The organism is Frankia sp. Hr75.2 (assembly GCF_949319125.1).
Lineage (GTDB): Bacteria > Actinomycetota > Actinomycetes > Frankiales > Frankiaceae > Parafrankia > Parafrankia soli.
This window is the reverse complement of the sequence record NZ_CASGGV010000144.1, coordinates 27288-52448: the sequence shown is the minus strand read 5'-3', so window position 1 is coordinate 52448 and position 25161 is coordinate 27288. Positions and strand designations below refer to the sequence as shown.

Here is a 25161-nt window from a genome sequence, read left to right as displayed (position 1 = left end):
GCGGGTGAAGCGCCAGACCCTCGATCAGCAGCCGCAGTTCGTCGGGCAGTCGCCGCGTGCCCTGTCCCGCGCGCGGACCGGGCGAGCCCGCCCGGCCTACCGGCCTGGTACCGGGCAGCCACCGCTGGGCCGTGCGCAGCCGCACCCCCGCGTCACCGACTCGCGGTTCTTCAGCTCGCGCACGGCCGCCACGTCACCGGTTCGGCGCGCCCGCCGGTCGCTGGCCGTGCGTCCCGGCGGTCGTTCTCCGCGGTAACGGTCGCCGCGCCGGGTGAGCTGAGGCAGATCGACTCGACCCCGTTCGACGTGCTGGTTGCTGCCACGCGGTTGCGTCCGCCGTTTTTGGCCTGATACAGGGCCGCGTCGGCGAGTTCGACGAAGGCTGCCGGGTCGTCGTGGGGGGTGGGGGTGATCGCGATGACGCCGATGCTGACCGTGACGATGTTGTCGGCGACCAGCGGGTGTGGCTGGGCGAGTTCCGCGACGGCGGCGCACAGGCGCCGGGCCAGCCGGGTTGCGGCGTCGAGGTCGGCGCCCGGCATCACGATGGCGAACTCCTCGCCGCCGTAGCGGGCGGCGAGGTCGACGGCGCGGGTGTTGACGGCCAGGCAGGTGGCGACCTGTTGGAGGCAGCGGTCGCCGGCGGTGTGGCCGTAGTGGTCGTTGTAAAGCTTGAAGTGGTCGATGTCGATCATGGCGAAGGCCAGGGGTGCCTTCTGGCGTGTCGCCCGGTGCCATTCGGCGTCGAGAGCCTCGTCGAGGCGTCGCCGGTTGGCCAGTCCGGTCAGCTCGTCGGTGACCGACAGCTGTTCGAGCCGCTGGTTGGCGGTGGCGAGTTGCTGGGTGCGTTCGGCGACCTTGTGTTCCAGGGAGGCGTAGACCTGGGCGTTGTCGAGGGAGACCGCGAGCTGTCCGGCGATGAGCATGATCCCTTCGAGGCGTTCGGTGGTGAACGCGCCGCGGATCATCCGGTTCTCCAGCAGCAGCATCGCCCGGCGCTCGCCGCGGATCACGATGGGTATGGCGAGCAGGGAGCAACGGTCCAGGTCGGCCACGTAGGGGTCGCGGCGGAATCGGTCGTCGCCGGTGGCATCGGCGACGACGACGGGCTCGCCGGTGCGTTCGGCATACAGAACGACCGACGGTGGCAGCCGCCGCCGGCGGCCCGCCTCGGCAAGCGTGATCGTGCCGGCGTCGCCGGCCGGCACCAACCAGTCCCGCTGCTCCTCATCGCGCAACAGCAGGTGGATGCTGGTGGCGCCGGTCATTGCCGACAGGACTCCCACGACCCTGGCCTGCAGGCTCTCGATGCTGGTCTCCGAGCTGAGCGCCTGCGAAGCAGCGACGACGCCGAGCAGGTCGAGGTTACCGGCGGTGACTCTGGGGCGGCGGGAGGTCGGCTCCGCCGGTGGCTGCGCGGTCGGCTGGGCACCGGCGGGTTCGGCCCGTAGCGTCGGGTGGGCCCAGTCGAGCTGTCTGACCTTCGCGGTCGCTCCCCAGTCCAGATACTGGCGGCGGGCGGAGGCGAGCAACGCACTGCCAGCCGCTGCCATGCCGTGAGCGAGGTAGAACCGGGCGGCGCGTTCCAGAATCAGCGCCCGGTGCCAGGGACGCGTCCGCACCGAGGCCTCGCACTGTGCCGCGTCGAACGCGTACGCCGCCTCGTGGAAGTCGCCGGCGGCCCAGGCCCGCTCCGCCTCCACCAGGCGCAGCAGATGCAGGAAGTTGGCCGGTGCGTCGGCGGCGCGCCCGGCCAGCCATCCGCCCAGCTCGCCCAGCTCGGCCAGGAACGCGCTGCGCCGGCCTGTCTCGGTGGCGGTGCGGGCCTGTCCCGCCAACGCCACGGCCCGCAGCAGGCGCGCCGTCGCTGTCAGATAGGTTGCTTCGGCGCTCGGCAGCAATCGCATCGCGGCGGCGGTGTGCCGGGCCAGCTCAGCCGGGTGATCGAAGACAGCCGCGGCGAGGGCGCGGTTGAGGTGCAGGTGGGTGGCCGCGAGCGGGTTGGCGGCCAGCATGCTCAGTTGGGCCGCATCGTCGGCCGCCGGTTCAAGGGCCTCGCCGCGCAGCACCCGTACCATCCGGCGGCAAGTCTGGAACGCCTCCTCAGCGTGTGCGTTGCCGGTACGTCTGGCGAACGCCATCGCTTCGTCGGCCTCGGCTGCCAAGACGTCCAGCGATGGTGCGCAGTCCAGCAGGTTGGACAGCAGAACGCTGTGGGTCCAGCACGCGTTCTGCAGGCTGCCATTCTGGAGAAGACGCTCCAACGCGCCACGCGCGGCGGACAGGTTGTCCTCGAGTGGGTCGAACCAATGGCCGGTACTGAGTACATACAGGAACTGCGCCTGCCACATGTCGGGCTCGAAGCCGCGCGCCCGAGCGACCGCGAGGATCCGCCGCATGATGCGGTACCCGGTGCGGTAGTCCTGCCTGCGGGCGATGGCCACGAACGCGGCGTGGGCGGCCGGGCCGAGCAGGGCGGGATCCGGGCCGTGCCGTGCCCACACGTCCAGCGCCTGCAGGGTCAGCCAGGCCATCATCGCGTGGTCGGAGAAGTACGCCGCGGGCATGACAGAGTTGACGATCTTGAAAGCGTCGATCTGGGAGTGGTCGATGATCCCCGGCCAGCGCAGATCGTCGGATTCGCTCGTCTGGTCGATCCACCGATAGGCCGCATCCAGTCCGCGGTCGATCTCCGCGGCGAGGTGGTCCTGATCAGGGACGGCAAGGCCGAGCTGGCGTAGCTGGTCGAGGCCGAGCCGCATCGCCTCGCCAGCGCGGCCTCGGTTGGTGAAACTCCTGACCTGTACCACGGTGGCGCCCGTGCGCCCGGCCGGGTGGGTGCACAGCCGGCAGATGGTCTGGTAAACCTCGTCGGCCTCCTCCAACCGGCCGAGGCAGTACAGGGCTTCGTGCCGGCCGGTGTGGACCGCGATCAATTCGTCGGTATCGGTCGGGTCGATGAGCGCCACCGCCGCGGTCAGGAACCGCTCCACCAGCATGTAATTGCTCAGCGGGCGCGCCTGGTCGGCGGCGCGCCGGAAGAGCCTTCCCATCAGCTGCCGCTCCTGCAGGGAATGCACTGCGTCGGCCACAAGCAGGTACTGCTCCGCCGCGACGGCGAAGAACTCGCCTCGGCCGGCCAGGCGGCGGGCCAGACACAGCCGTGTGTCGTGCTGCGCGTGCGGAGCAAGTCCGCGCAGGACGGACTCCTGCGTTCGGTCGTGGTGGAACCGCACGGCGGGCCGGCCGTCGGGCTCCAGCACCAGCAGGCCGTTGGCGAAGGCGGGGCCGAGCCGCCGCTCCACCTCCTCCGCCGGTAGCCCGGTCGCGGCCTTCAGGAGGTCCAGCTCCACCCTGCCGGCCAGGCAGGCCATCATCGCCAGCACATCGCCGGTGACCGGCGGCAACGTCGCCAGATGCGCGGCCAGCAGTCCGGCCACGTCCACGCGCTCCAGTCGGCCACGCAGCGTGGACCGGTCCCATCGCCAACCGCCGTCGCCAAAGACCAGGACACCGTCGTGGTGCAAGGAGTTGAGCAGTTCCACCGTGTCGTACGGATTGCCCCCGGTCGCAGGCGCGATCATCCGCGCCAGCTCGGCGGCGGGCTCTGGAGCCAGGCGCAACAGGTCCGCCGCCATACCCGCCTGACCGTCCGGCGCCAGGTTCCCCAACCGCACGTGGGACGGACCGGCCGGCTGGCGACGCCAACGGGCCAGCATCGGCGCCAGCGGATGAACGGCATCCACCTCGCTCTCCCGGTACGCGCCGACCAGCAGCAGCCCCTCGACCTCCTCCTCGCCACCGAAGAGAAGGTCGACGAAACCCAGCGGTGTTCGCCCGGCCCACTGCAGGTCGTCGACGAACAACACCAACGGCCGTTTCCGAGAGGCAACCGCACGCAGGATCTCCACCGCAGTGCGCTGTGCTCGCGCCTGCGCTGTCATCGGATCCCCCGGCTCCGGGGGCACCCTCAGCAACGTCGCCCACTCCGGGAGGACGGTGGCCGCCAGTCCGGCGTTGGGCCCCACAGCCCGCAGCATCCGCTCCCGCAGCTCGACCAGGTGGTCCTCCGGCTCGGCCAACAACAGCCGGCCCAGCGCCCGAAACGCCTGCCAAACCGCGTCAAACTCCTGGTCACGGCGATACTGGTCGAACTTGCCCGCCACGAACCAGCCATCGCTACCGGCCACGACCGGCCGCAGCTCGTTGACGAGCGAGGTCTTGCCCACCCCCGGTGCGCCGCTGACGAGGATTCCACGGCAGCGGCCCTCCATCGCCTCGACAAACGCCGCGCCCAGCTCGCCGATCTCCTGCTCCCGCCCGACCAGCCGGGACGGCGCCAAAGCCCGTGCCGGAAAATCATGCTCACCGGGGCGCATCAATGCGCCGCGGCGCACCAGGGCGAGATCATGCACCAGCCCGTCCGCGCTCTGATAGCGATCGTCCGGCTCCTTCTCCAACAGATGCATGATGATCGCCGACAGGCCGGCCGGCACCACCGGATTCACCACCGACGGCGGCACCGGCACCCGCGCAAGATGGTCATGAATGATCCGCAACGGATCCCCCACGCCGAACGGCGGCGCGCCGGTCGCCAGTTCGTACAAAGTCGCCCCAACCGCGTACAGATCAGCCCGCTGATCGACCCGGCGACCAGTCCGACCGGTCTGCTCCGGCGCCAGATACGGCAACGTCCCGACGATCTCGCTGTGATGCACGAACCCCTGCTGGACGGTCGCGAAGGTCGTAGCCAACGCGAAGTCGATCAGAAACAGCGCGCCTTCGTCCCCACTCACCACGAGGTTCGCCGGGTTGATGTTTCGATGGACCACACCCCGGTGATGCATCCCCGCCACGGCACGCGCGAGCGATCCGGCCAGATCAACCAACCCAGCCGGATCCAGTGGCCTGGCCCGCTCGGACAGAGCCCTACCGGCGACATCGACCAGCAAGATCGAGTCAGCCGACGACGCCACCCCAGCGGCCAGTTGCGGCGCCACTCCACGGGCCAGTTGCACAGCCCCCTCGACTCCCGACAGCCGTTCGAGAATCTCCACCTCATGCCGCAACCGTCGCGCAGCGCCAAGCCCCAGCAGCTCCTTCCGGATCACACTCCCAGACGGGAACACCAGCCGAGCGACCCGGGTCCGCTCCGACTCGTGAAGCAGCTCCACCCGCCCCGCCAGCGGCGGATCCCGGCCCGGTGCCGTTCGCTGGAATGCCATCTGCCAACCTCACGTCGTGTTACAAGCAGCTCACATCCCAAGCCTTCCCCCGATCACGACGACGCAACAGGGCGACCGGGCGAGGACTCAGCCCGAGAAGGGCCTGTGGCCGCCCGACGAACGCGTGCCCCCTGTCGGCGGCGTAGGCCAGGTAGACCGCGACCCGGGCGTTTTCGATCCTTCCGCCGGTGCCGGTGTGCTGCCGCTGGACCCTGACCGTCCGTTCGCCTTTTTGAGGTCGTCCGTTTCGTCGATGACCAGCACCGCGCCGCTGTCGCCGAGCCGTTCGACGACGTAGCCGCGCCGGTCGTCCCGGACGGCGTCGGCGTCCCACACCGCCCGCGACAGCAGCCACTGCATCCCGTGCGGCGACGCCTCGACCGCGTGTTCAGAGACGGTCCAGCAGTTCGTCCGGCCCAGGCCCGCCGTCAGCCCGAGCAGGAACGGCCCCACCCTGCGGCGGACCTCCACCCGGGCGAACCGGCCCGCCACCCGGTCGACGAGCGAGTCGAACTCAGCCCGCCAACGGCCGCTATTCATGCTGTGGCCCGCGGCCACTGGTCAATCTTCGATGGTCCACACAACCCCCGAGGATCACCCGGTGGCCGCTTCACGTCCGTGACCGCCACACCGCCATGCAGGCCCGGTGAATCCCAGCGGGCTCGGGGCAGCAGCCGGGACAGGGCTGCGAGGATCACGCGATCCGCCGGTTCCAGCGCCGGGCGGTTCACCTGCCGTCGCAACACCGCCACCTGATGTCGCAGGACGAGGAGCTCTACGTCCTTTGCGGTGTCCCCGCGGACTCGGAGCAGCATCAGTCCGAGAGCGTCGCGTGTCAGGGTGTAGAGCCGGGACCACACCACGACGTCCAGCCTGCTCGAGGCGGGCTCTGTCCCGCAGACAAACGAGCAGGTCAACGCCAAATCGGGGTTCTGGAGCCCCACACCATCGAGAACCGTCTCCACTGGTCCGCGACGTCACCTTCGCCGAGGACTACGGCCAGACCCGTACTGGCACGGTAAGGGCTACCGGTGGTGCGCGGGCACCGCCAACTCGCGGCCTCGGTAGAACGCCTCGTGTTCCTCCACCACGTAGGGCGCCATCGCTGCCCGACGGTGCGCCTCGGCGGCCGAGGTGCGCCAGGCGTCGCATGCTTCCTTGGAGTCCCAGAACGAGACGCCGACTACCTCGGTGCCGTCCTCGGACCAGTATGCGTAGGCGTGGCGCAGACCGTCCGGGTACGGATCGGGCCGCCAGCTTCGCTCGAAGTCCGCCAACGTGTCCGGTCGGATCCTTCGCGTCGTCATCCATACGAAATGCTCCGCCATTGCTGCCTCCTGTGACGCGGGTACAGATGTCGAGTCGACCGGCCGGCGGGCCGGCTTACCATCCATTGGTACCCAGGCCGTAGGGCTGTTCAGGCCGGGGATTACCCTCGCAGCGTCGGCAGGGCCGGCACCGCCGACCTCGGATCGCACACGGTGCACCCCGACCACAGCACCGTCACCCACCCGCACCCCGGACAAGGCTCGAGCCCGGCGGGGACGTACCGGCGTCCGATCGACCCCCGAGGGGGCCAGGGACAGCCCTCAGTCGCGCTCCCGGAACCGTTTGCGCAGCCTCCGATCCGGTGGAGGTCGGTGTTGGTTCCGAGTTCGTAGTGGCCGCGGCGGATGTTCTGGACCAGGGCATGGCCGGCGCTGACGGTCTGGAGAGTCTGATGCCCAATGCCCCCAATGCCCAGTGCCCCGACGCTGCCGGTCCCGAACAGGAAGCTCAGCGCGACGACGGTGGCGATCAGAGTGGTGACCGCGGGGTAGCGATCGGCCGACCGGCCCACCGGGTGGGGAGCGGACGCTACGGCGCTCATTTGGGGCGTGGGGTTCAACTACCCCGGCCGACACGAACCATTGCTCTACATGTGCCTCTACCTGCACTTTCGTGGGCTACGCGTGGATGGCGCGCCTCGCATCGATGATCCCGGCGTGCCACACCGAGGCTGACACCGAGGCTGACACCGCGGCGCCTCACCGAGGTAGCCCTCGCGGGCCGACCGACGACCCACTTAGCGGGCGCTCGGTTCTCCCCGACACGGGAGCAGGGCCGTTTCCCCGCGGTCCCAGGCGGCGAGGATGTTCTCCGTGCAGTAGCCCTCGACGGCCATGGTTGCCCGGGCACCGAACAGGACGTCGCCGGCGAGCGCCGGCTCGGCGCGGACAAGGCCACCCGCGAGTGACTCCGCCGCGAGATTCTGGTGGTGGGCGTCGGCGACGACGTGGACCTCGAAGAAGTGCCGGGCGCTCCAGGGCAGGCCCAGCCGCCGCAGGGCCGCGGCGTAGGCGCCCATCGGCTCGACCGATGTCATCTCGAAGACCGCCAGGTGCCCCACGAGCGCGCCCCGCCACCGCCGGTGCAGGCCGAAGAAGCTCGGGACGTTGGCGGTGGCCAGGGTGCCTCCGGGCAGGCGGTCGACGTAGGCGCCGTACGAGGGGTCCAGGCCCAGCTCGAGCATGGTCAGGCCGAAGAGGTTCTGGTGCATGTCCCGCTCGGTGCCACCGCCGTACTCGTCCGCCTGGATCTCCACGAGTGCGGCCTTGGCGGCGCCGGTGAGGCGGGGAACGGCCCAGGTGTGCGGGTCGGCCTCCTTCAGCTGGAGGAGCGAGCGGTGCGTCGCGTACTCGCGGAACTGATCGAGGCTGCCCCGCTCGGCGAGGCGGCCGGACAGGGAACGGCCTCCCGGCTGGGAGATCACCCGGCGCAGCTCCGCGGTGATGTCCCCCGCGGGGGACGGGTCCGGGCCGGCCAGGTCGATCAGGCGGCGCTCCAGGTCGCCCTCGAGCTCCGCCCGCAACGCGAGCAGCGAGGGCTCCCACTCGAACCGGTCGTCGACCCCGCGGAATCCCCGGTAGTGAAGCTCGTACAGGCAGTGCAGCGCGAGGGCCCCGTCCTCGCCGAACAGCGCGTCGTCCGCCGGCTTCGGCCACCCGGCGGCGGGCTGGACGTCGCCGCCGAGCAGCTCGACGAGGTACTCGGAGAGGGGGCCACGGGGAACCGGGAGCGGCGGCGCCTCGAGCACCGCCGGGGTGAACACGGTCCCGTATCCCGCGGAGTGGTCCGGGGGCCGCCCCGTCCTCATCGCCCGACCGGCTGCGCTGTCCCGGCCCGCGCCGCTGTCCCGGCCCGCTTCGCGGCTCCGGCCTGCGCTCCCGCCACAACCCGTTCTGTCCCGGCCGGAGCCCCCACCACGGCCCCGCCCGCCCGGGGTTGCGGATCGGCGACTTCCGACGCCCGGCCGGCGGCGCGCAGGACGTCCCCCAGCACGGCGCTCTGGTCCCGGGTGCCGGCGTCGCGCACGAAGGTGACCCCGGCGATCAGGTACGAGTGGGGGGCGAAGAACGCCTGCTCGCGGCCGGCGAGATCGCCGATGCGGGCGCGGACCCCGGCGTCCCGGCAGAACCTCCCGAAGCGGATCGGCGTGACCATCCAGTCGGTGACGGAGTAGCCCCGATCACGGGCGAACCGGAGCACTCCCAGCGGGTCGGCGATCGAGGAGACGATCAGCATCGCCAGGTCGAGCCCGCAGTCCAGGACGTCCTGGGTGACCTCGGCGCCGCGGGGGCCGCCCCAGAGGTCCGGCGCGCAGGACGTGCCCGGCTCGGCCGGGAGGTACGGCGGGTTCCCGATCACGCAGCGCTGGGCGGCCGTCGGCACCGCGGTGAAGAAGTCGCCCTCGTCGACGACGTAGTTGCGCAGCGGGGTCAGCCCGATCGCGCGCCGCGCCGTCGCCGCCGCCCGCGGGTCGCGCTCGAATCCGTGCACCCGCGTGTCGGAGCCGGAGCGCAGCAGGGCCCGCACCACCGGCACGGCCGTCCCCGAGCCGATCTCCAGGATCCCGCCGGCCAGGCATCCGCCGTGCTCCGCGGTGGTCAGCAGACGTTCCACACACCAGCCGTAGAACGTCGACTCGACCTTGTCGTAGAAGGACATGGCTCGCCTCTCGTCGCGCGGCCCGTCGCCAGAGCGCGCTCGGGATACGACCTCGTCGCGTCCCGAGGCCGGCGCGGGCTACATGTCCGTCCGGGCCCCGGAAAAACCTCTCGGCGCCGCGGGACAGGCGGGGGTGATGAGGGCGCGGTCCGGGCATGTCGACAGTGGCGGATCGCGGCCGGCTCGTCGCGGCCGCGGTGATCAGCCATCGGAACGGGCGAATGCCGGCAGGGATCAGCCACCGGAACGGGCGAATGCCGGCAGGCCGGTGCCGCCGGACGGATGGTGGGAGGGCGAGCATGGGGCAACAGGCCAGGAACGACACGAAGACCAGGACGGGACAGCCGGTACGGCCCTCGGCCCGCGAGGCCCGGCCGCGTGCCCGTGCCGCCACCTACACCGCCACTCACACCGCGCCGGCCGGCCAGGGGCTCTCCGACGAGGAGATGGCCCGCCAGGTGACGGACCAGACCTCACACGACCGCCTTGCCGAGTCGTTCTTCGAGGGGGAGCGCGGTGGCGCGCGCAGCGACGTCGAGGCGGCGAAGTTCCGCGACGCGAAACAGCCGGAGTGACCGCCGGAGCCCCGCCGGAGCCCCGGAGTGACCGCCGCCGGAGGTACTGACCGGCAGGTGGCGGCCCGGCAGGCGGCCCCCGGCGGTGTTTTCCGCCGGGGGCCGGGAGTCAGCCGCGGGCGGCCGCGGTGGCCCGCCGGTTCGCCTTCCTGACGGCTTCGATCAGGTCGGCCTTGTTCATCGTCGAGCGGCCCGGTATGTCGAGCTGCCGGGCGATTTCCCGCAGGTGCTTCACGGACGCCTTCTCGTCCACGCCTTCGGCGGTGGGAAGCGGGTCGGAAAGTGCCTTGTCGGTGGGGCGCGCGGCCTGCTCGTCGGAGGGCCCGCGGCGGCCGCCCTCCTTGGGGGCCCAGTTGTCCCCGACCTTCTCGTGCGTGTGCTTGAGCGCTGCGAACGCCGTGCGGTGCGCACGCTCACCCTCGCCGTAGCTCTCGACCGCCGAGTCGTGGGTCTCCTTCCAGGTACGCACGGCCTTGTCGTCGGAACGGGCGACGGTGGAGGGGACGTCCGTGCGCATACGCGCCGTCTTCGCCCGCTTCGCGCTCCCGCCGTTCCTGGAGGACTTCCTGGACTTGGTCCCTCGGGCCATCCCGTTTCCCTCCTTCGCCGGCCGGCCGCCCCGCCGGCCCCTTTGCCCGACCGTCCTCGGGCCCTGTCGCGGCCATGGCTTCCGGCCGCCCGCGGCCCTGGATGCCGCCTCGAGGACACTTCCCCGGTCACGGCGCGTGAACCGCACGGCGGTACGGCGGTACGGCGGTGGCCGCGAGGCACGGGAACCGCCGCCGCGAGGCACCGACGCCCCGGGTGTGAGGCAGTTCTCAGCCTGGTCGACATCGTGTTTCGTGCCTGTTTCGAGATCGCCGGGATCGTTGGCCGCCGGGACCGAGGCCGATTAGCCTGGCCTCAGGACGGCCCGCTCGCCGCGGGCTGACAACTTCACATCGCGCCGCTCACACCCGTGCGGGAGAGCTCCGGGCCGTGGCCCGGGGCGCCGAAGGAGCAAGAACTCCCCGCAAACTCTCAGGCCCAAGACCGCCGGGTCAGGCGACTCTGAAAAGCGGACGCGCAAGCGTCCCGCCGACGGTGCAAGCCGGCCGCCGCGTCTCTCGGGAGGCTCCGGGTGGCATGGCAGGCCGGCGAAGCTCTCAGGCCCATGACAGAGGGGGAGGCCCGCCGCGACGCGGGAGCGCCGCCGTGACCACCGATCGCGGGGGTGCCTCCGGCGTTGCTCGACCTCCGGAGCGCGCGATGACCATCGAGACCACCACACAGACACCGATTTCCGACACCGCGGCACCCGCCGTGGCGACGGACGCGGCCAGGGGGATTGCCGCCGAGGCGGCGTCCGGGAACGGCGGCGACACGCAGGCCCGCCAGGCCCCGCCGCGACCGGAGTCCACCGGGTCCGCGCGACTGGAGTCCACCGGATCCGCGCGACCGGACACCGCCGGGCCGGGGCTGCCGGCCGGGTTCGTCCCGAGGTTCACCGACCGGCACGTCGGCCCGGACCAGGCCGACCGCCGGGCGATGCTCGACCTGCTGGGGCTGGGCTCGCTGACGGGGCTGACCGACGCGGCGGTGCCGGCGGCCATCCGGGACACCGAGCTGGACCTGCCCCCGGCCGTCGACGAGACCGAGGTGCTCGCGGAGCTGCGCGGGCTGGCCGGGTACAACCGGCGGGTCACCTCCATGATCGGTCTGGGCTTCCACCCGGCGGTCATGCCCGGGGTGATCCAGCGCAACGTCCTGGAGAACCCGGCCTGGTACACGGCGTACACGCCGTACCAGCCGGAGATCTCCCAGGGGCGACTCGAGGCCCTGCTGAACTTCCAGACGGTGATCACGGATCTGACCGGCCTCGCCGTGGCCGGCGCCTCGCTGCTGGACGAGCCGACGGCGGCGGCGGAGGCCATGCAGATCGCCCACCGGGCCGCCCGGGGCCGCCGCTCGACCTTCGTGATCGACGCCGACACGCTGCCGCAGACCATCGCGGTGGTCCGGACCCGGGCGGAGGCGCTCGGCATCACCGTGCTCGTCGTCGACCTCCGCGACGGGCTCACCGGACGTCCGTCGCCGGCCCCGGGCGAGCGGCCGGCCGCCGGACCGGCCGCTCCCGCGCAGTCCGCCGCGCCGTCGGCACCGTCCGAGGTGCCTTCGGTAGTGCCGTCCGACGTGCTCGGGGACGCCTTCGGTGTGCTGCTGTCGTACCCGGGGGCCGGTGGGGAGGTGCGGGACCTGCGCGGGGTGATCGCGCAGGCCCGGGAGCGCGACATCGTGGTGACGGTCGCCGCGGACCTGCTCGCGCTCACCCTGGTGCGCTCGCCGGGCGCGCTCGGCGCGGACATCGCGGTCGGGAGCACCCAGCGGTTCGGGCTTCCGCTGTCCTTCGGCGGGCCGCACGCCGGCTATCTCGCCGTCCGGTCGGGTCTGGAGCGGACGCTGCCCGGCCGGCTCGTCGGGGTCTCGGTGGACGCGGCCGGCAACCCCGCCTACCGGCTCACGCTGCAGACCCGTGAGCAGCACATCCGGCGGGAGAAGGCGACGAGCAACATCTGCACGGCGCAGGTGCTCCCGGCGGTGCTGGCGTCGATGTACGCCGTCTACCACGGGCCCGAGGGGCTGGCCGGGATCGCGGCCCGGGTGCACGGGCACGCCGTGAGCCTCGCCGCCGGGCTGCGCGCCGGCGGGGTGGAGATCGTCCACGACGGGTTCTTCGACACGGTGCTCGCCCGGGTGCCGGGGCGTGCGGCCCAGGTGGTCGCCGACGCGCTCGCGCACGGGGTGAACCTGCGTCTCGTCGACGGCGACCATGTCGGCGTCTCCTGCAACGAGACGACCGTGGCGGCCGACCTGCGGGCTGTCTGGTCCGCCTTCGGTGTGGGTGGCGCGGACGGGCCGGCCGCGGCCGTCGGTCCGGCGGCGGGCCCGGCCCTCCCGGCGGCGCTGATCCGCACCGGGGAGGAGCCGTACCTGGCGCATCCGGTGTTCCACACGCACCGGTCCGAGACGGCGATGCTGCGCTACCTGCGCCGGCTCGCCGACGTCGACTTCGCGCTGGACCGCGGCATGATCCCGCTCGGCTCCTGCACGATGAAGCTCAACGCGACGACCGAGATGGCCGCGGTCACCTGGCCGGACTTCGCCGACATCCACCCGTTCGCCCCACTGGACCAGGCCGCCGGCTACGTGTCGATGATCCGGGATCTGGAGGAGTGGCTGGCCCGGATCACCGGGTACGCCGGCGTCTCGGTGCAGCCGAACGCGGGCAGCCAGGGTGAGCTCGCCGGCCTGCTGGCGATCCGGGCCTACCACCGCGACCACGCCGCGGCCGGGAACCCGGTGCGCGACGTCTGCCTGATCCCGTCGTCGGCGCACGGGACGAACGCGGCGAGCGCGGCGATGGCCGGCATGCGCGTGGTCGTCGTCGCGTGCGACGCGGAGGGCAACGTCGACCTGGACGACCTCACCGCCAAGGCGGCCGCGCACGCCCCGGCGCTCGCGGCGCTGATGGTCACCTACCCGTCCACCCACGGGGTGTACGAGGAGGGCATCGCGCGGGCGTGCGCGGTGGTGCACGACGCCGGCGGGCTGGTCTACGTCGACGGGGCGAACCTGAACGCGCTGGTCGGGCTGTCGAAGCCGGGCCGGTTCGGGGCGGACGTGAGCCACCTGAACCTGCACAAGACCTTCTGCATCCCGCACGGTGGCGGCGGTCCGGGGGTCGGGCCGGTGGCGGTCGGCGCGAAGCTGCTGCCCTACCTGCCCAACCACCCGCTGCGCCCGGAGGCGGGCCCGGAGACCGGGGTCGGGCCGATCTCGGGGTCACCGTGGGGGTCGGCCGGCATCCTGATGATCCCGTGGGCCTACATCCGGCTGATGGGGGCGGAGGGGCTGCGCGAGGCGACCTCGGTGGCGGTGCTCAACGCCAACTACGTCGCCCGCCGGCTCGCGCCGCACTACCCTGTCCTCTACACGGGACGTAACGGCCTGGTCGCGCACGAGTGCATCCTCGACCTGCGGCCGTTGACGAAGGAGACGGGCGTGACCGTCGACGACGTCGCCAAGCGGCTGATCGACTACGGCTTCCACGCCCCGACCATGTCGTTCCCGGTGGCGGGGACGCTCATGGTGGAGCCGACCGAGAGCGAGGACCTCGGCGAGATCGACCGGTTCTGCGACGCGATGATCGCGATCCGGGCCGAGGCGGCGAAGGTCGGCGCGGGGGAGTGGCCCCGCGACGACAACCCGCTGCGCAACGCCCCGCACACCGCGGAGATGGTCACCGGGGACGAGTGGGCGCACCCGTACCCGCGGTCCGTCGCGGCGTACCCGGTGGCGTCGCTGCGCGCGGCGAAGTACTGGCCGCCGGTGCGGCGCATCGACGGCGCCTACGGCGACCGCAACCTGGTCTGCACCTGCCCGCCGGTGGAGGCGTTCGACGCGACGGCCGAGCCGGTGCGGGTCCCCCTACCTGCGGCGACGCCGGCCTGACGCCTGCACCGCCGGATGCGGAGAGCCGCTCCATTACCAGGTTCGTCAGGTAACGGAGCGGCCTTCTGTCGTATCTCGGTTGTGTCTCCCGAGGGGTCGGCGATGGACGTGTCGTGCGTCCTTGGCACAATCAGCCCGACGGCACCAAAGTGCGGCCGGCGTGGTGTTGCACCACGGACGCCGCACTCCTGGACAACCAGCCGGACGGGCGGGGCCCCACGGCCAGCGGAGCTGGCGGTCGGCCGGTACCCGGACCGAAGGCTCGCGAAGGGGACTTTCCGCGATGCAGGAGCAGATGAACAAGCAACTCGGCCAGCTGCGCCAGACCGCGGTCGAGCTGGGCCTGGGTCCGGCGCTGAAGCTGGTCCGCCGCACCGTGCTCCCCAGCGCCCGGCGCAACGCGGTCGACGACCGCCACCTCGCGCTCCTGCTGTCCTTCGTCCTGCAGGAGGACTCGAACTGCATCGACGTCGGCGCCCACCGCGGTGACGTGCTCAAGTCGATCGTGCTGCACGCCCCGCGCGGCGAGCACATCGGCTACGAGCCGCTGCCGCACCTGTTCGAGTACCTGTGCCTGGAGTTCCCGACCGTCACGCTCAAGCAGGCCGCGCTCGCAGAGAAGGCCGGGGTGAGCCCGTTCGCCTACGTCCGCAGCCGGCCCGCGTACAGCGGCCTGCTCCAACGGACGCCGGACGGCGCCGAGGAGGTCGAGCAGATCGAGGTCGTCGTCGAGGTGCTCGACGAGACGCTCCCCCCCGACCACCGGCTCGACCTGATCAAGATCGACGTCGAGGGTGCGGAGTACGGCGTGCTCAAGGGCGGCGAGAAGCTGCTCTCCGCGAACCGCCCCTATGTGATCTTCGAGTTCGGCGCCGCCGCGCGGAAGTACGGGACCACCGCCGAGGACATGTACCGCCTCGTGGACGGCGATCTCGGCCTGCGCATCTTCGACATGGACGGCACCGGCCCCTACACCCTTGGCACGTTCCGCAAGACGTTCGACAACGGCAACCGCTTCAACTTCGTCGCGCACGCCTGATCGGGCGGTCGCGGGGCGAAGCCGAGCGCGTCGGCGCCCGCTCCGGGATACTCGCCGGGTGGCGACGATCGACGGCATCGACGAGCTGAAGCGGGTCCAGGGCCAGGAGCTGGGAACCAGCTCCTGGCTCACGGTGACCCAGGATCAGATCAACACCTTCGCCGCGGCGACGGGCGACTGGCAGTGGATCCACACCGACGTCGAGAAGGCCAAAAACGGGCCGTTCAAGACGACGATCGCGCACGGCTATCTCACCCTGTCGCTGCTGCCGGTGATGGTCGCGGAGATCGCGCAGGTCACCGGCATCACCATGGCGCTGAACTACGGCCTGAACAAGGTTCGCTTCCCACAGCCGGTCCCGGTCGGCTCCCGGGTCCGCGGGACGCTCCGCAACATCTCGGTCGAGGAGATCCCCGGCGGCGCCCAGGCGGTCAACCAGCTCACCATCGAGCTGGAGGGCGCGGCCAAGCCGGCCTGTGTCGCCGAGTTCGTCGCCCGCTACCTGGCCTGACGGCTGCCCGTCAGCGTCGGGCTCAGGCGGACGGGTCGGTCACGACCGCGGTGACGACGCGGATCGTCGGGCGCCAGTGCAGGCCGCCCGCGTCGGTGGACGGGGCGTGCCACCGGGTCAACTCCTCGATCATCGCCGGGCCCTCGGCGTCGGAGACCTTCTCCAGCATGGACCGCAGCGCCGTCCCCCAGGCCCAGCGCCACCAGTGGGCCACATCGCGGAACACGAGATCGGTGGCGACCAGCTCGTCCCGGGTGAGGGTGAAACCGGTCGCGGTGAGCGCGTCGGCGAGCGCGCCCTCCGCCAGGATGGCGTGCCCCGGCCGGCGCTCGGCCGCACCGACCGAGGTCGCCAGCCGCAGCGGGTAGTCGGGACGGTCCCACAGCGGGTCCGCCGGCCCGAAGACGGTCACGGCCAGCCGCCCGCCGGGCCGCAGGACGCCGCGCCACCGGGCGAGCGCCGCCACCGGGTCGGGCAGCAGGAACAGGCCCATCCCACAGAGGACGACATCGACCGAGCCCGGCTCGACGGGCGGGTCCATCGCGTCGGCGATCGTGACGTCGACCCACGGCAGCTGACGGGCCGCGACGTCGGCCGCGGTCAGCTCGACCATGGTCGGCGCCAGGTCGAACGCCCGGACGGAGCCGGCCGGCCCGGTCGCCTCGGCGGCCGGGAACAGCACGGCGCCGCGCCCGCAGGCAAGGTCGATCACGTTCTCCCCGGGGGAGATGCCGGCCGCGGCCACCAGGGTCTTGCCCAGCGGACGGAAGAACGGCACACCGTGGACGTCGGCGTCGTAGTCGTACGCCGCACGGTCGAACACCGTGGCCGGGTGGGCCTGCTCGGCCGGGTCGCCCGCCTCGCCCGCCTCGTCCGTCTCGTCCGCCGGTTCGTACTCCGCCACCTCGGGACCCGCCGATCCGTGTTCCACCGGCGCATAGTCCGCCGGTTCGTGCTCCGCCAGCTCGAGCTGTGTCAGCTGGTGCTCTGCCGGCTCGAAACGGGCCGGCTCGTAGTACGCCGTCTCGTATTCTGTCGACTCGCGTGCCGCGGGTACAGCCGGCCGGTCGCGCTCCGTCCGCGGGGCGAAGTAGGTGTTCTCCGCGGAGGGCGGGTAGATCTCGACCCCGCCATCCCTGATCAGGATCTCTATCGGGGCGTTGTCCCGGCCCCGGTGCCCACGCGGCAGGATCCGCTCCACAGTGATTTCCTCGATGGTGAAGCCACCCATCGTGATCGCCGACATCGCGACCCCGTCCACGGTGAGCCCGTCCATGGTGAGCCCGTCCACGCCGCGTGCCCTCTTCCGCCATGCCGCCTGGGCGGCGTTCTGTCTCTGGCGTCTCAGCTAACCAGGACAGAACGACACATTCCGTCACCCAGATGGCCGCCGGCGGAGCGTCCGAAGCCCCGCGGTGGGGCGTTGTCAACCGCTCTGACCTGCAGAAATGTAATTTCACCGCTGAAGTTCGCGGCCCTTCACCCCCGGGTCCACCGGTTCGGACGAGACCTGTGCGGGGATGCCTGAACCGGCCATCGCGCTGCCTGAAGAGCCCTGGAGGTGGTCGGTCGTCCCGGGATCGGTGGGCCCGTCGCCGTCGTCGCTGCCGTCGGTGGCGGTCTCCCGGGCGGTCGCGCGCTCCCGGGCCGGCCCCGCCTTTCGGGACGATTCGGACTTACTGGGCGTAACCGCCGTGTCGAGGGCCGTGGACCCGCCCCCCGCGGCGAGCTTGTCGGACTTCGCGGACCTCCCGGGCCGGCCACCTGGCCCACCCGAGTTCCCCGACCCACCGGACCCGCCCGACCCACCGGACCCGCCCGACCCGTTCGGCCCGCCCGACCTGGACGGCCCAGTCGACCCGGACCCGGACCCGGACGCGCCGCCGAGGCCGGTGGTCGCGCTCGCGAACCGCTCACCGTGGATGTCCACCCGCGGCAGCAGGACGTCGACCCATCTGGGCAGCCACCAGTTCGCCCGGCCCAGCAGCGCCATCGTGGCCGGGACCAGCACCATCCGGATCACTGTCGCGTCGACCAGGACGGCGACCGCCATCCCGACGCCGACCATCTTCACGGTCACGTCCGGGTCCAGGGCGAAGCCCGAGAAGACGGCGATCATGATGAGGGCGGCGCTGGTGATCACCCGGCCGGTCGAGGCGAGCCCGCGGACGATGCTGCCGTGCGGGTCGCCGGTGGCGACCCAGTCCTCCCGGATCCGGGAGAGCAGGAAGACCTCATAGTCCATGCTCAGGCCGAACAGGACAGTGAACATCAGCACCGGCAGCCAGCTCGACATCGGGACGCTGTGCGGCAGGCCGAGCAGGTCCGTTCCCCAACCCCACTGGAACACCGCCGTCACAACGCCGTAGGCGGCCGCGATGGAGAGCAGGTTCATCACCGCCGCCTTGATCGCCACGACCGGCGAGCGGAAGACGACGGTAAGCAGCAGCACCGACATCCCGACGACGAAGCCGACCACCCACCACAGCCGCTCCGAGAGCAGCCTGGAGAGATCGGCGAAGATCGCCGTAGTCCCGGTGATGGACACGCCGGGCGGCAGCACGTCCGCGCGAAGTCGGGCGACCAGATCGGACGCGGCCTTGTCGCTCGGGCCGGTCGTCGGGACCACGCTGATCACCGCGGCCTCCCCGGACGGGGCGATCACCGGCGGCTCGACGGCCGTGACGCCCGGGACCGCGGCGACCTTCGCGACCAGGCCCGGCAGCTCCGGCGCCGGCAGCTGCCGCAGGTCGACGGCCAGCAGCAGCGGGCCGTTCTCGCCTGGTCCGTACTCGGCGGAGATCAGGTCGTAGGCGCGCCGCTGGGTGACGTCGGTCGGCGCGCTGCCGGCGTCCTGGGGCCAGGTGCGCATGGTCAGGACGGGTGCGCCGAGGGCCAGCAGGAAGATCAGTGCGGCGAGCGCCCACGGGCGGGGACGAGCGCCGATGCTCGCGGCCCACCGCGCGGTCAGGGTCCGCTTCGGCTTCGCCGGCGTCGCGTCCGAGCCGGTGCCGGAGTCAGCGCCGGGGGCCGAGCCGGTGCCCGCCGGCCTCGTGGAACGGGCGACGAACAACTCGGCGTGCGCCCGGCGGCGCAGCACCCGCAGGTCCGCGAGACCGCACAATGCCGGAACAAGGGTGACCGCGACCGCGACGACCGCGATGACAACGGACGCCGTCGTGAAGGCTGTCGTTACGTATGTGTTGAGACCCACCAGCCGCAGGCCCGTCAGCGAGACGATCACGGTGAGGCCGGCGAAGACGACCGACATACCGGCCGTCGCGTTCGCCCGCCCCGCTGCCTCCGCCACCGACAGGCCGGACCGCAGCCCCTCGACATGCCGGGTGACCAGGAGCAACGCATAGTCGATGCCGACGCCGATCCCCACCATCGACGCGAGGGTCGGGGCGATCGTGCTGACGGTCGTCGTCGCCGCGATCAGGGTGATGCCGGAGGCCCCGACCCCCAGCCCGATCATCGCCACCGCGATCGGCACCCCGGCGGCGATCACCGAGCCGAAGGCGATCAGGAGAATGAGCAGCGCGACCCCCACGCCGATCGCCTCGGCCCGGCCGTCGACCGACTGGAGGTTCTCCGAGATCTGGCCGCCGATCTCGACCTGCAACCCGGCGTCACTCGCCGGGGCGGCCGCCGCGTAGACGGCGTCCAGGGCATCGCGCCCGCCGAGCTGGGTGACCGGCTTCGAATAGTGCACCGTGAACAGCGCGGTGTCACCATCACGGGACAGTTCCGGCGGGCTCGCGACAATGGCGGACGGCACCTTGCCGAGCCGGGCACCGACGCTGGCCAGGATGGCCGGGTCGAGCTGGGCCTTGTTCGTGCCGTGCAGCACGACGCGCGCGTCGGCGCCGGCCAGGGTCGGGAAGCTCTGGCGCAGCAGGTCGGTGCCGACCTGCGAGGCGGTACCCGGGGCGTCGTAGTCGTCGCGCGGCTGACCCCCCGAGCCCGCGGCCAGCCCCAGGGCCGCCACCAGCACGGCAAGCCATATCCCGACAACCCGCCACGGCCGGGTGGCCGCGGCCGCGCCGATCCGGTACAGCAACCGGGACATCCGTCCTCCTCGACTCCGCTGGGCCGTCGTCTCCGCTCGGCCGTCGCCCCTGCTGGGCCGTCGTCTCCGCCGAGTCGCCAGGTCTCCGCCGGCCGGGATACGCGACGGCCGGGGTGGGCGATGGCCGAGATGGTGATAGATGAGGGGGGTGGTGCACGGCGGTCGCGTGCACCAGTGGGAAGATAGGCGGGGTTTCCATGGCACGGTGGGCAGGAACCCTGCGCGAACACTATGTCGCCGAATGCGCCGTAATCGGGCGAATCGCCCACATCGGCTCGCCCGCTGGGAGGCGGGACGCATGCGGGCACGTCGCGCGCTCGCGATGTCATGAACACGACGCCCGCCAGTGCCTCCCGGCCTCTTGCGGTGCGGCGGCTTCTGCCGCCACCCGGTAGGCGCTCTGCGGTTCCGCGGAACCCCGGGATCGACCGTGGCCCGAGTCGGGTCACAGTGCTTCGGAGGCTCCGCTCACCGCCAACTGGTCGTCGCCGCCGGCCGGGGGGAGGGCACGGCCGCTGACGGCCACCCGGTCGCGCCCGGCGCTCTTCGCCGTGTACAGCGCGTCGTCGGCGGCGCCGAACAGGTGGAACGGGTCGGCGGCGTGGGTGGGCACGGCGGCCGCGCCGACCGAGACGGTCACCGCGATCACCTGCTCCCCGCGTACCTCGGACTCGTCCGTGTCCACACCGTCGGCGTTCCCGCCACCGGTCGGCCCGCTCCGGGCCGACCCGGCCAGCCCGCCGCCTTCCAGCCCGCCGCTGCCCGTAGACACACTGCTCGGCGGACCGCCGTCCGGCGGCGTGGGATGGTCTGTGGCGGTGCGGGTGCTGATTCGGATCGGCTCGCTGCCGACCTGGCGGCGCAGGCGCTCCCCGACGGTGGCGAGGTCGGTCTCGCGCAGGTTCGTGACCAGCACGGCGAACTCCTCGCCGCCGTAGCGACCCAGGACGTCACCGGGCCGGGTCGCCGCCTGTAGCCGGTGGGCGACCTCGACGAGCACGCCGTCCCCGACGAGATGACCGTACCGGTCGTTGATCGCCTTGAAGTGGTCGACGTCGACCAGGAACAGGCCGAGCCGGGTGCCGTCGCGCAGTGCGCGGTCCACCGCCGCGGACAGCTCGCCTTCCAGGTGCCGGCGGGTGTGCAGCCCGGTCAGGACGTCGGTGATCGCGGCTCGATGCTGGTCGGCTACCAGACCCGCCATCCGGAAGATGATCAGAATGAACATCGCCGCGCTGGCCACCGCCACGACGACCAGCCCGCTGGTCTCCCCGCGCACGCACTGCACCGCGAGCACGACCGGGGCCACCAGCGCCGCGGCGGTCAGCGCGAGCAGGCGGGGGACGGAGAGCACCGAGCCGGGGCGGGTGCCACCCACCTCGAGGCGGCTCATGCTCGGGTGTAGCGCGGCCGCGCCGAGGAACAGTGCGGTGGCCAACCAGAGGACGTCCAGCTCACCGCCGACCCGGTAGTCGCCGTCGAGCTGGCGCGGCACATAGCGGGCGTCGGTGGCGAGGACCGCGGCGAGGTGGGCGGCGAGCAGGTAGAAGGCCGGTGGGCGTCGGCCGCCGTCGAAGAACAGGCGCAGGCTCGCCGCGAAGAGGGCGAGATCGCCCACCGGGTAGGCCACCGAGGCCAGGCTGACCAGCGGGGACTGATCAAGCGCCAGTCGCGGGGCGACCAGGTAGACCCAGGAGACCAGCGCTCCGGCGACGGCCATCATCAGGCTGTCCAGGACGCCGGCCACGCCGCCCGGCCGTCCCCGCCGCCGGGCGAGGATCATCAGGCCGGCCATCAGCAGGGGATAGCGGGCCAGGTGGCAGGCGTCCCCGATGCCGGGGAAGCCGTCGGCGCCGGGTCCGTCGCGGGAGCCGGCGAGGATCGCGTCGCCGAGCACGGAGATCGCCTGGGCGGCGGCGAACAACCACCAGGGCAGGCTGCCCGCCGGCCCGTGGCGCCGCCTGCCCACGGCGACCGCCACCACCGCCGAGCCGCTGACCAGCAGGTAGAGCGCCACGCGCGGCCCGGACGTCCCGCCGGCGGCCGGGAGCGCGCACGAGGCGGCCACGAGGACCAGCCCGCCGGCCAGGTACCAGACCCAGCCACGGTCGGCCGGCGCACCCGCCGTGGGTCGGGCCGCCGTCACCGAGAACCTGGTGTCGCCGGCCACCGCGCGCCGGACGGGAGTGACCGGGCCATGTTCAGCGTCTCCGATACGAATGCCGGATCTGTGCGGGGCGCCGGTTTCCAGGGGCGCCGAGCCCGCGGGTGCGGGGTCCGTGCGTGGCGGGTGCGCGGGGTGCCGGCCCGGGTCGGGGGGCGGGCTTCTCCCGTCGATGGCGATGCGGACGCGCGCCGCGCCGTCGCTCCGCGTGTCGGGTCAGCCGGCAGGGAGGTTCGACTTGGCGGGTCCGGATCCGTGACCCGTTTCGGAACCGTATCGAATGGTAGCTCTTCGTACACGCTCGTTTGACGGGCGGTGTGAGCTTTTGTCTGATTCTTGTTCCTGTGAGTTCGTTTCCGGCCGGGCCTGGTAGGCCCGGCTCCCCTCAGGCGAGCCCGAGGACGGAGATGAACCGCCGGGCCGCGGCACCGCCGGAGTCCAGAGCGATGGCCCGGGCCCGGACGGTGTCGAGATCGTCGAGCAGTGCGGCGTCGACCTCGTCCGTGGCGGAGGCGTCCCGGACGGCACCGGGGCGGCTGGCTGCGGAGTAGAGGAGGTCCAGGCCGGCCTCGGCCTCGTCGAACGCCGCCTCGTCGAAGTCCCAGTCGTCGTCCCGGGGGCGCACCAGGCAGAGCAGCCGCACCGCGGCCGGGCTGTGCCTGGTCAGCAGGTCGTCGACGAAGGTCAGGTTGCCCAGCGACTTGGACATTTTGACCCCGCCCGAACGGACGGTCCCCGGCCGCAGCCAGGCCCGCGCGAACGGTTGCACGCCGGTGGCGCGCTCGGCGAGCAGCGCCTCCACGGCGTGGTGGGGGTAGCGCAGGTCGGCGCCGCCGGCGTGCAGGTCCACGCTGGAGCCGAAGGTCGACAGGACCATCGCCGCGCACTCGGCGTGCCAGCCGGGCCGGCCGGGGCCCCACGGGCTGGGCCAGCTCGGGTACCCGCCGTCCGGCCGGGCGGCGCGCCAGACGGCGACGTCGAGTGGGTCGTCCCGTTCGGGGTCGTGCGGGTCGTCGTTGTACTCGGCGGCGAGGGCGATCGCGGCCGCCCGGTCGAGGCCGGCGCGTTCGGCGGCCTCGGCTGTCCGGGCGTAGACGCTGCCGCCGCGCTCGTAGGCGTGGCCGGCGCGCAGCAGCGCCGTCGCCAGCTCGATCACCCGGGTCACGGCCGCGCGCGCGGTCGGCTCGTGGTCGGGTGGGCGGATGCCGAGTGAGGTCATCGTGCGGTCGAAGGCGAACCGCTGCAGCGACGCGATCTGGTCGAAGGGCAGGCCGGTCCGGCGGGCCTCGTCGAACATCGCGTCGTCGACGTCAGTGATGTTGCGGGCCAGCTCGACCGGGACCCCGACGTTGCGCCACACCCGGATCGCCAGGTCCGTCCACAGATAGGTGGCCGCGTGGCCGAGGTGGGTGACGGCGTACGGGGTGATGCCGCACACGTAGACCCGGGCTCGGCCCACCACCGGCAGCGGCGCCCCGCCGAGCCGCAGCACGGGGCGCATCGGGTTCAGTGCGACATCCATCGCCTCAGCATGCCACCGCGGTGCCGGGCGGACACAGGCGTCGTCCGGACCGCCCCCGGGTAGACCTGTCGGTATCCGCCCTGGGCGGACCCGGCCGGCGTTCCGTACCCCCCGTGGATGGCGGGAACACGGGCCAACCCGCAGGAGCGTGACGAGGATGACCAAGGGGACTCGTCCGGGGGAGTGACGATTCGTCGCGCAACATCCATACTTTGGGGCTCGCCGTTCGGTTGGTCTGGGGGCCGGTCGATCCCGCGGTGGGCGGCCGAGGAAAGTCGTAACGACCCAGGGCCCGGAAGGACGCCCTGTTGACCCGGGGACGTCTGCCCGGAAAGCTTCGCCCAGGTGGTTCGTGCTGTATGGGAACCACCATGTGTTCCGCCGCTCACGTCTGCGCGGGCGTGACCGGCCTGGGGGGTTGGTCGTAACCAAGAAAGGCCTCGAGAGAGGGGCGTCCGTGCGAACGCTCGAACCCACCACCCTCGACCTCGACGCGATCGAGGTGGACAAGCTCAACAAAGGCGTCACGCTCAGTCTGCTGATACCCGCTCGCGGGCCTGAGGCGGCGCGGACGCTGGGAACCATCGTCGCGCTCAACCGGCAACGCTGGATGCAGGAACGCAGTGTCCTCGACGAGATCGGGGTCATAGTGGACCCCTCCTCGGACGGAGACGAGCACGATCTCGTCCGGATCGCGACCGAGGCGGGCGCGAGCTGGGTCGTGCGCGGCCAGTCCGTCCTGGAGCTCCACGCGGGGCGGGAGGCGGCCACGACCGGAGGCAAGGCGGGTGCGATGCGTAGTCTCGCCTACCTTGCGTTCGGAAATCGCCTCATATTTCATGACGCGGACCTCGAAAGCTACGATCCCGCCACCGTAGGTGTTCTCGCCGCCGCCGCGACGGCTGGCAACGCCCCGCTTTTCGTGAACGGAAGCTCGCGCAGGGTCACCGGGGACGGTCAACCCGGCGGACGTACGACCGAGATGCTGCGCTCGCTGCTCTCGAAACAACTCGCGCGCTATGTGCCGTCCATCACGCGGGCAATCCAGCCGTTGATCGGGGAGTTCGTCATCGACGCCGACGTCTTTGCGGCGCTCGCGTTCTCCCGCGGCTACGGGGTGGAGACCTCGCTGAAGGTTCTGGCTCTCGACCTTCTCGACTACTCGGACTGTCTCCAGGTTGAGCTGCCGATCAAGTATCAGGTTGGTCAGCACTACCACAACCTGGTCAAGCAGTTCCATGAGATCAGTTTCACAATCGACGTTCTCGAGGCGTACTTCCAACGCCGCCGGGTCGATCCGCACGTCGCCATCTGGCAGATTGCCGACAACTACGACCTCCTATTCCCGGGGCGTACGTACGCCCTGCACCGACCGCCGGGTTACGACGACATCGACTTCGTCCCGCGGCTGGGCTTCTACCAGCCGCTCGCGACGTCGTCGGCCTACCAGGCCCGGCTGCCCGAGATCAAGAGTGCTCGCCGTGTCGCACTGGACACGCTGAGCAGGCGGATGCGGGCCTCCGCCTGACCCCTCCAGCCTGAGCGCGCCCGCGTGAACCCGCGGGCCTGAGCGGG

At 72.0% G+C, this 25161-nt stretch carries 14 protein-coding genes, 1 pseudogene and 2 riboswitches; of the genes and pseudogenes, 5 read left to right on the top strand and 10 right to left on the bottom strand.

Features of this window, described 5'->3' with window-relative positions:
- Positions 1-170: 170 nt before the first annotated feature.
- The 5 genes and pseudogenes from AC559T_RS12550 to AC559T_RS12530 form a co-directional block, all read right to left on the bottom strand.
- Entirely contained in the window at positions 171-5225 is a 5055-nt protein-coding gene (locus tag AC559T_RS12550) for a diguanylate cyclase (protein WP_498868813.1), read from the bottom strand.
- 109 nt (positions 5226-5334) lie between these two features.
- A pseudogene (locus AC559T_RS12545) lies at positions 5335-5783 on the bottom strand (transposase); the annotation flags it as partial.
- A 467-nt stretch (positions 5784-6250) separates the two neighbouring features.
- Positions 6251-6553, bottom strand: coding sequence for a hypothetical protein (locus AC559T_RS12540; RefSeq protein ID WP_112105319.1), 303 nt, complete (start codon positions 6551-6553; stop codon positions 6251-6253).
- 737 nt (positions 6554-7290) lie between these two features.
- Positions 7291-8361, bottom strand: a complete 1071-nt coding sequence (locus AC559T_RS12535) for an iron-containing redox enzyme family protein (RefSeq protein ID WP_498868812.1) — start codon at positions 8359-8361, stop codon at positions 7291-7293.
- Positions 8358-9212, bottom strand: a complete 855-nt coding sequence (locus tag AC559T_RS12530; RefSeq protein WP_112104569.1) for a class I SAM-dependent methyltransferase — start codon at positions 9210-9212, stop codon at positions 8358-8360. The genes AC559T_RS12535 and AC559T_RS12530 overlap by 4 nt, the downstream gene beginning before the upstream one ends.
- Positions 9213-9511: 299 nt before the next feature.
- On the opposite strand from AC559T_RS12530, the gene AC559T_RS12525 reads away from it, so the two are divergent.
- A complete protein-coding gene (locus AC559T_RS12525; protein ID WP_112104568.1) occupies positions 9512-9787 on the top strand; it encodes a hypothetical protein in 276 nt (91 codons plus the stop codon).
- 109 nt (positions 9788-9896) lie between these two features.
- On the opposite strand, the gene AC559T_RS12520 is transcribed toward AC559T_RS12525, so the two are convergent.
- Entirely contained in the window at positions 9897-10304 is a 408-nt protein-coding gene (locus tag AC559T_RS12520; RefSeq protein ID WP_071060030.1) for a ChaB family protein, read from the bottom strand.
- A 433-nt stretch (positions 10305-10737) separates the two neighbouring features.
- Positions 10738-10832, top strand: a riboswitch (glycine riboswitch).
- Between the two features lie 3 nt (positions 10833-10835).
- A riboswitch (glycine riboswitch) is annotated at positions 10836-10949 on the top strand.
- 86 nt (positions 10950-11035) lie between these two features.
- Between AC559T_RS12520 and gcvP the strand changes: the two genes are divergently transcribed.
- From gcvP to AC559T_RS12505, 3 genes are all read left to right on the top strand, one after another.
- The gene (gcvP, locus tag AC559T_RS12515; RefSeq protein WP_498868811.1) at positions 11036-14278 is read left to right on the top strand and encodes an aminomethyl-transferring glycine dehydrogenase; all 3243 of its coding nucleotides are present in this window, start codon (positions 11036-11038) and stop codon (positions 14276-14278) included.
- Between the two features lie 295 nt (positions 14279-14573).
- A complete protein-coding gene (locus AC559T_RS12510; RefSeq protein WP_235013541.1) occupies positions 14574-15317 on the top strand; it encodes an FkbM family methyltransferase in 744 nt (247 codons plus the stop codon).
- Positions 15318-15375: 58 nt separating this feature from the next.
- Positions 15376-15828, top strand: a complete 453-nt coding sequence (locus AC559T_RS12505; RefSeq protein ID WP_498868810.1) for a MaoC family dehydratase — start codon at positions 15376-15378, stop codon at positions 15826-15828.
- Positions 15829-15850: 22 nt separating this feature from the next.
- Here AC559T_RS12505 and AC559T_RS12500 read toward each other — a convergent pair whose 3' ends face one another.
- From AC559T_RS12500 to AC559T_RS12485, 4 genes are all read right to left on the bottom strand, one after another.
- Positions 15851-17119, bottom strand: a complete 1269-nt coding sequence (locus tag AC559T_RS12500; RefSeq protein WP_498868809.1) for a class I SAM-dependent methyltransferase — start codon at positions 17117-17119, stop codon at positions 15851-15853.
- Between the two features lie 165 nt (positions 17120-17284).
- Positions 17285-19900 (bottom strand): MMPL family transporter, encoded by a 2616-nt coding sequence (locus tag AC559T_RS12495; protein WP_498868808.1) that lies wholly within the window; start codon positions 19898-19900, stop codon positions 17285-17287.
- A gap of 445 nt (positions 19901-20345) precedes the next feature.
- Positions 20346-22046 (bottom strand): GGDEF domain-containing protein, encoded by a 1701-nt coding sequence (locus AC559T_RS12490; RefSeq protein ID WP_498868807.1) that lies wholly within the window; start codon positions 22044-22046, stop codon positions 20346-20348.
- Positions 22047-22449: 403 nt separating this feature from the next.
- Positions 22450-23586, bottom strand: a complete 1137-nt coding sequence (locus tag AC559T_RS12485; protein ID WP_235014169.1) for a cysteine--tRNA ligase — start codon at positions 23584-23586, stop codon at positions 22450-22452.
- Positions 23587-24043: 457 nt separating this feature from the next.
- On the opposite strand from AC559T_RS12485, the gene AC559T_RS12480 reads away from it, so the two are divergent.
- Positions 24044-25114 carry a glycosyltransferase family protein gene (locus AC559T_RS12480; protein ID WP_041253654.1) on the top strand — a complete coding sequence of 357 codons (1071 nt, stop codon included), beginning with the start codon at positions 24044-24046 and terminating at the stop codon, positions 25112-25114.
- The last annotated feature ends 47 nt before the right edge of the window (positions 25115-25161 follow it).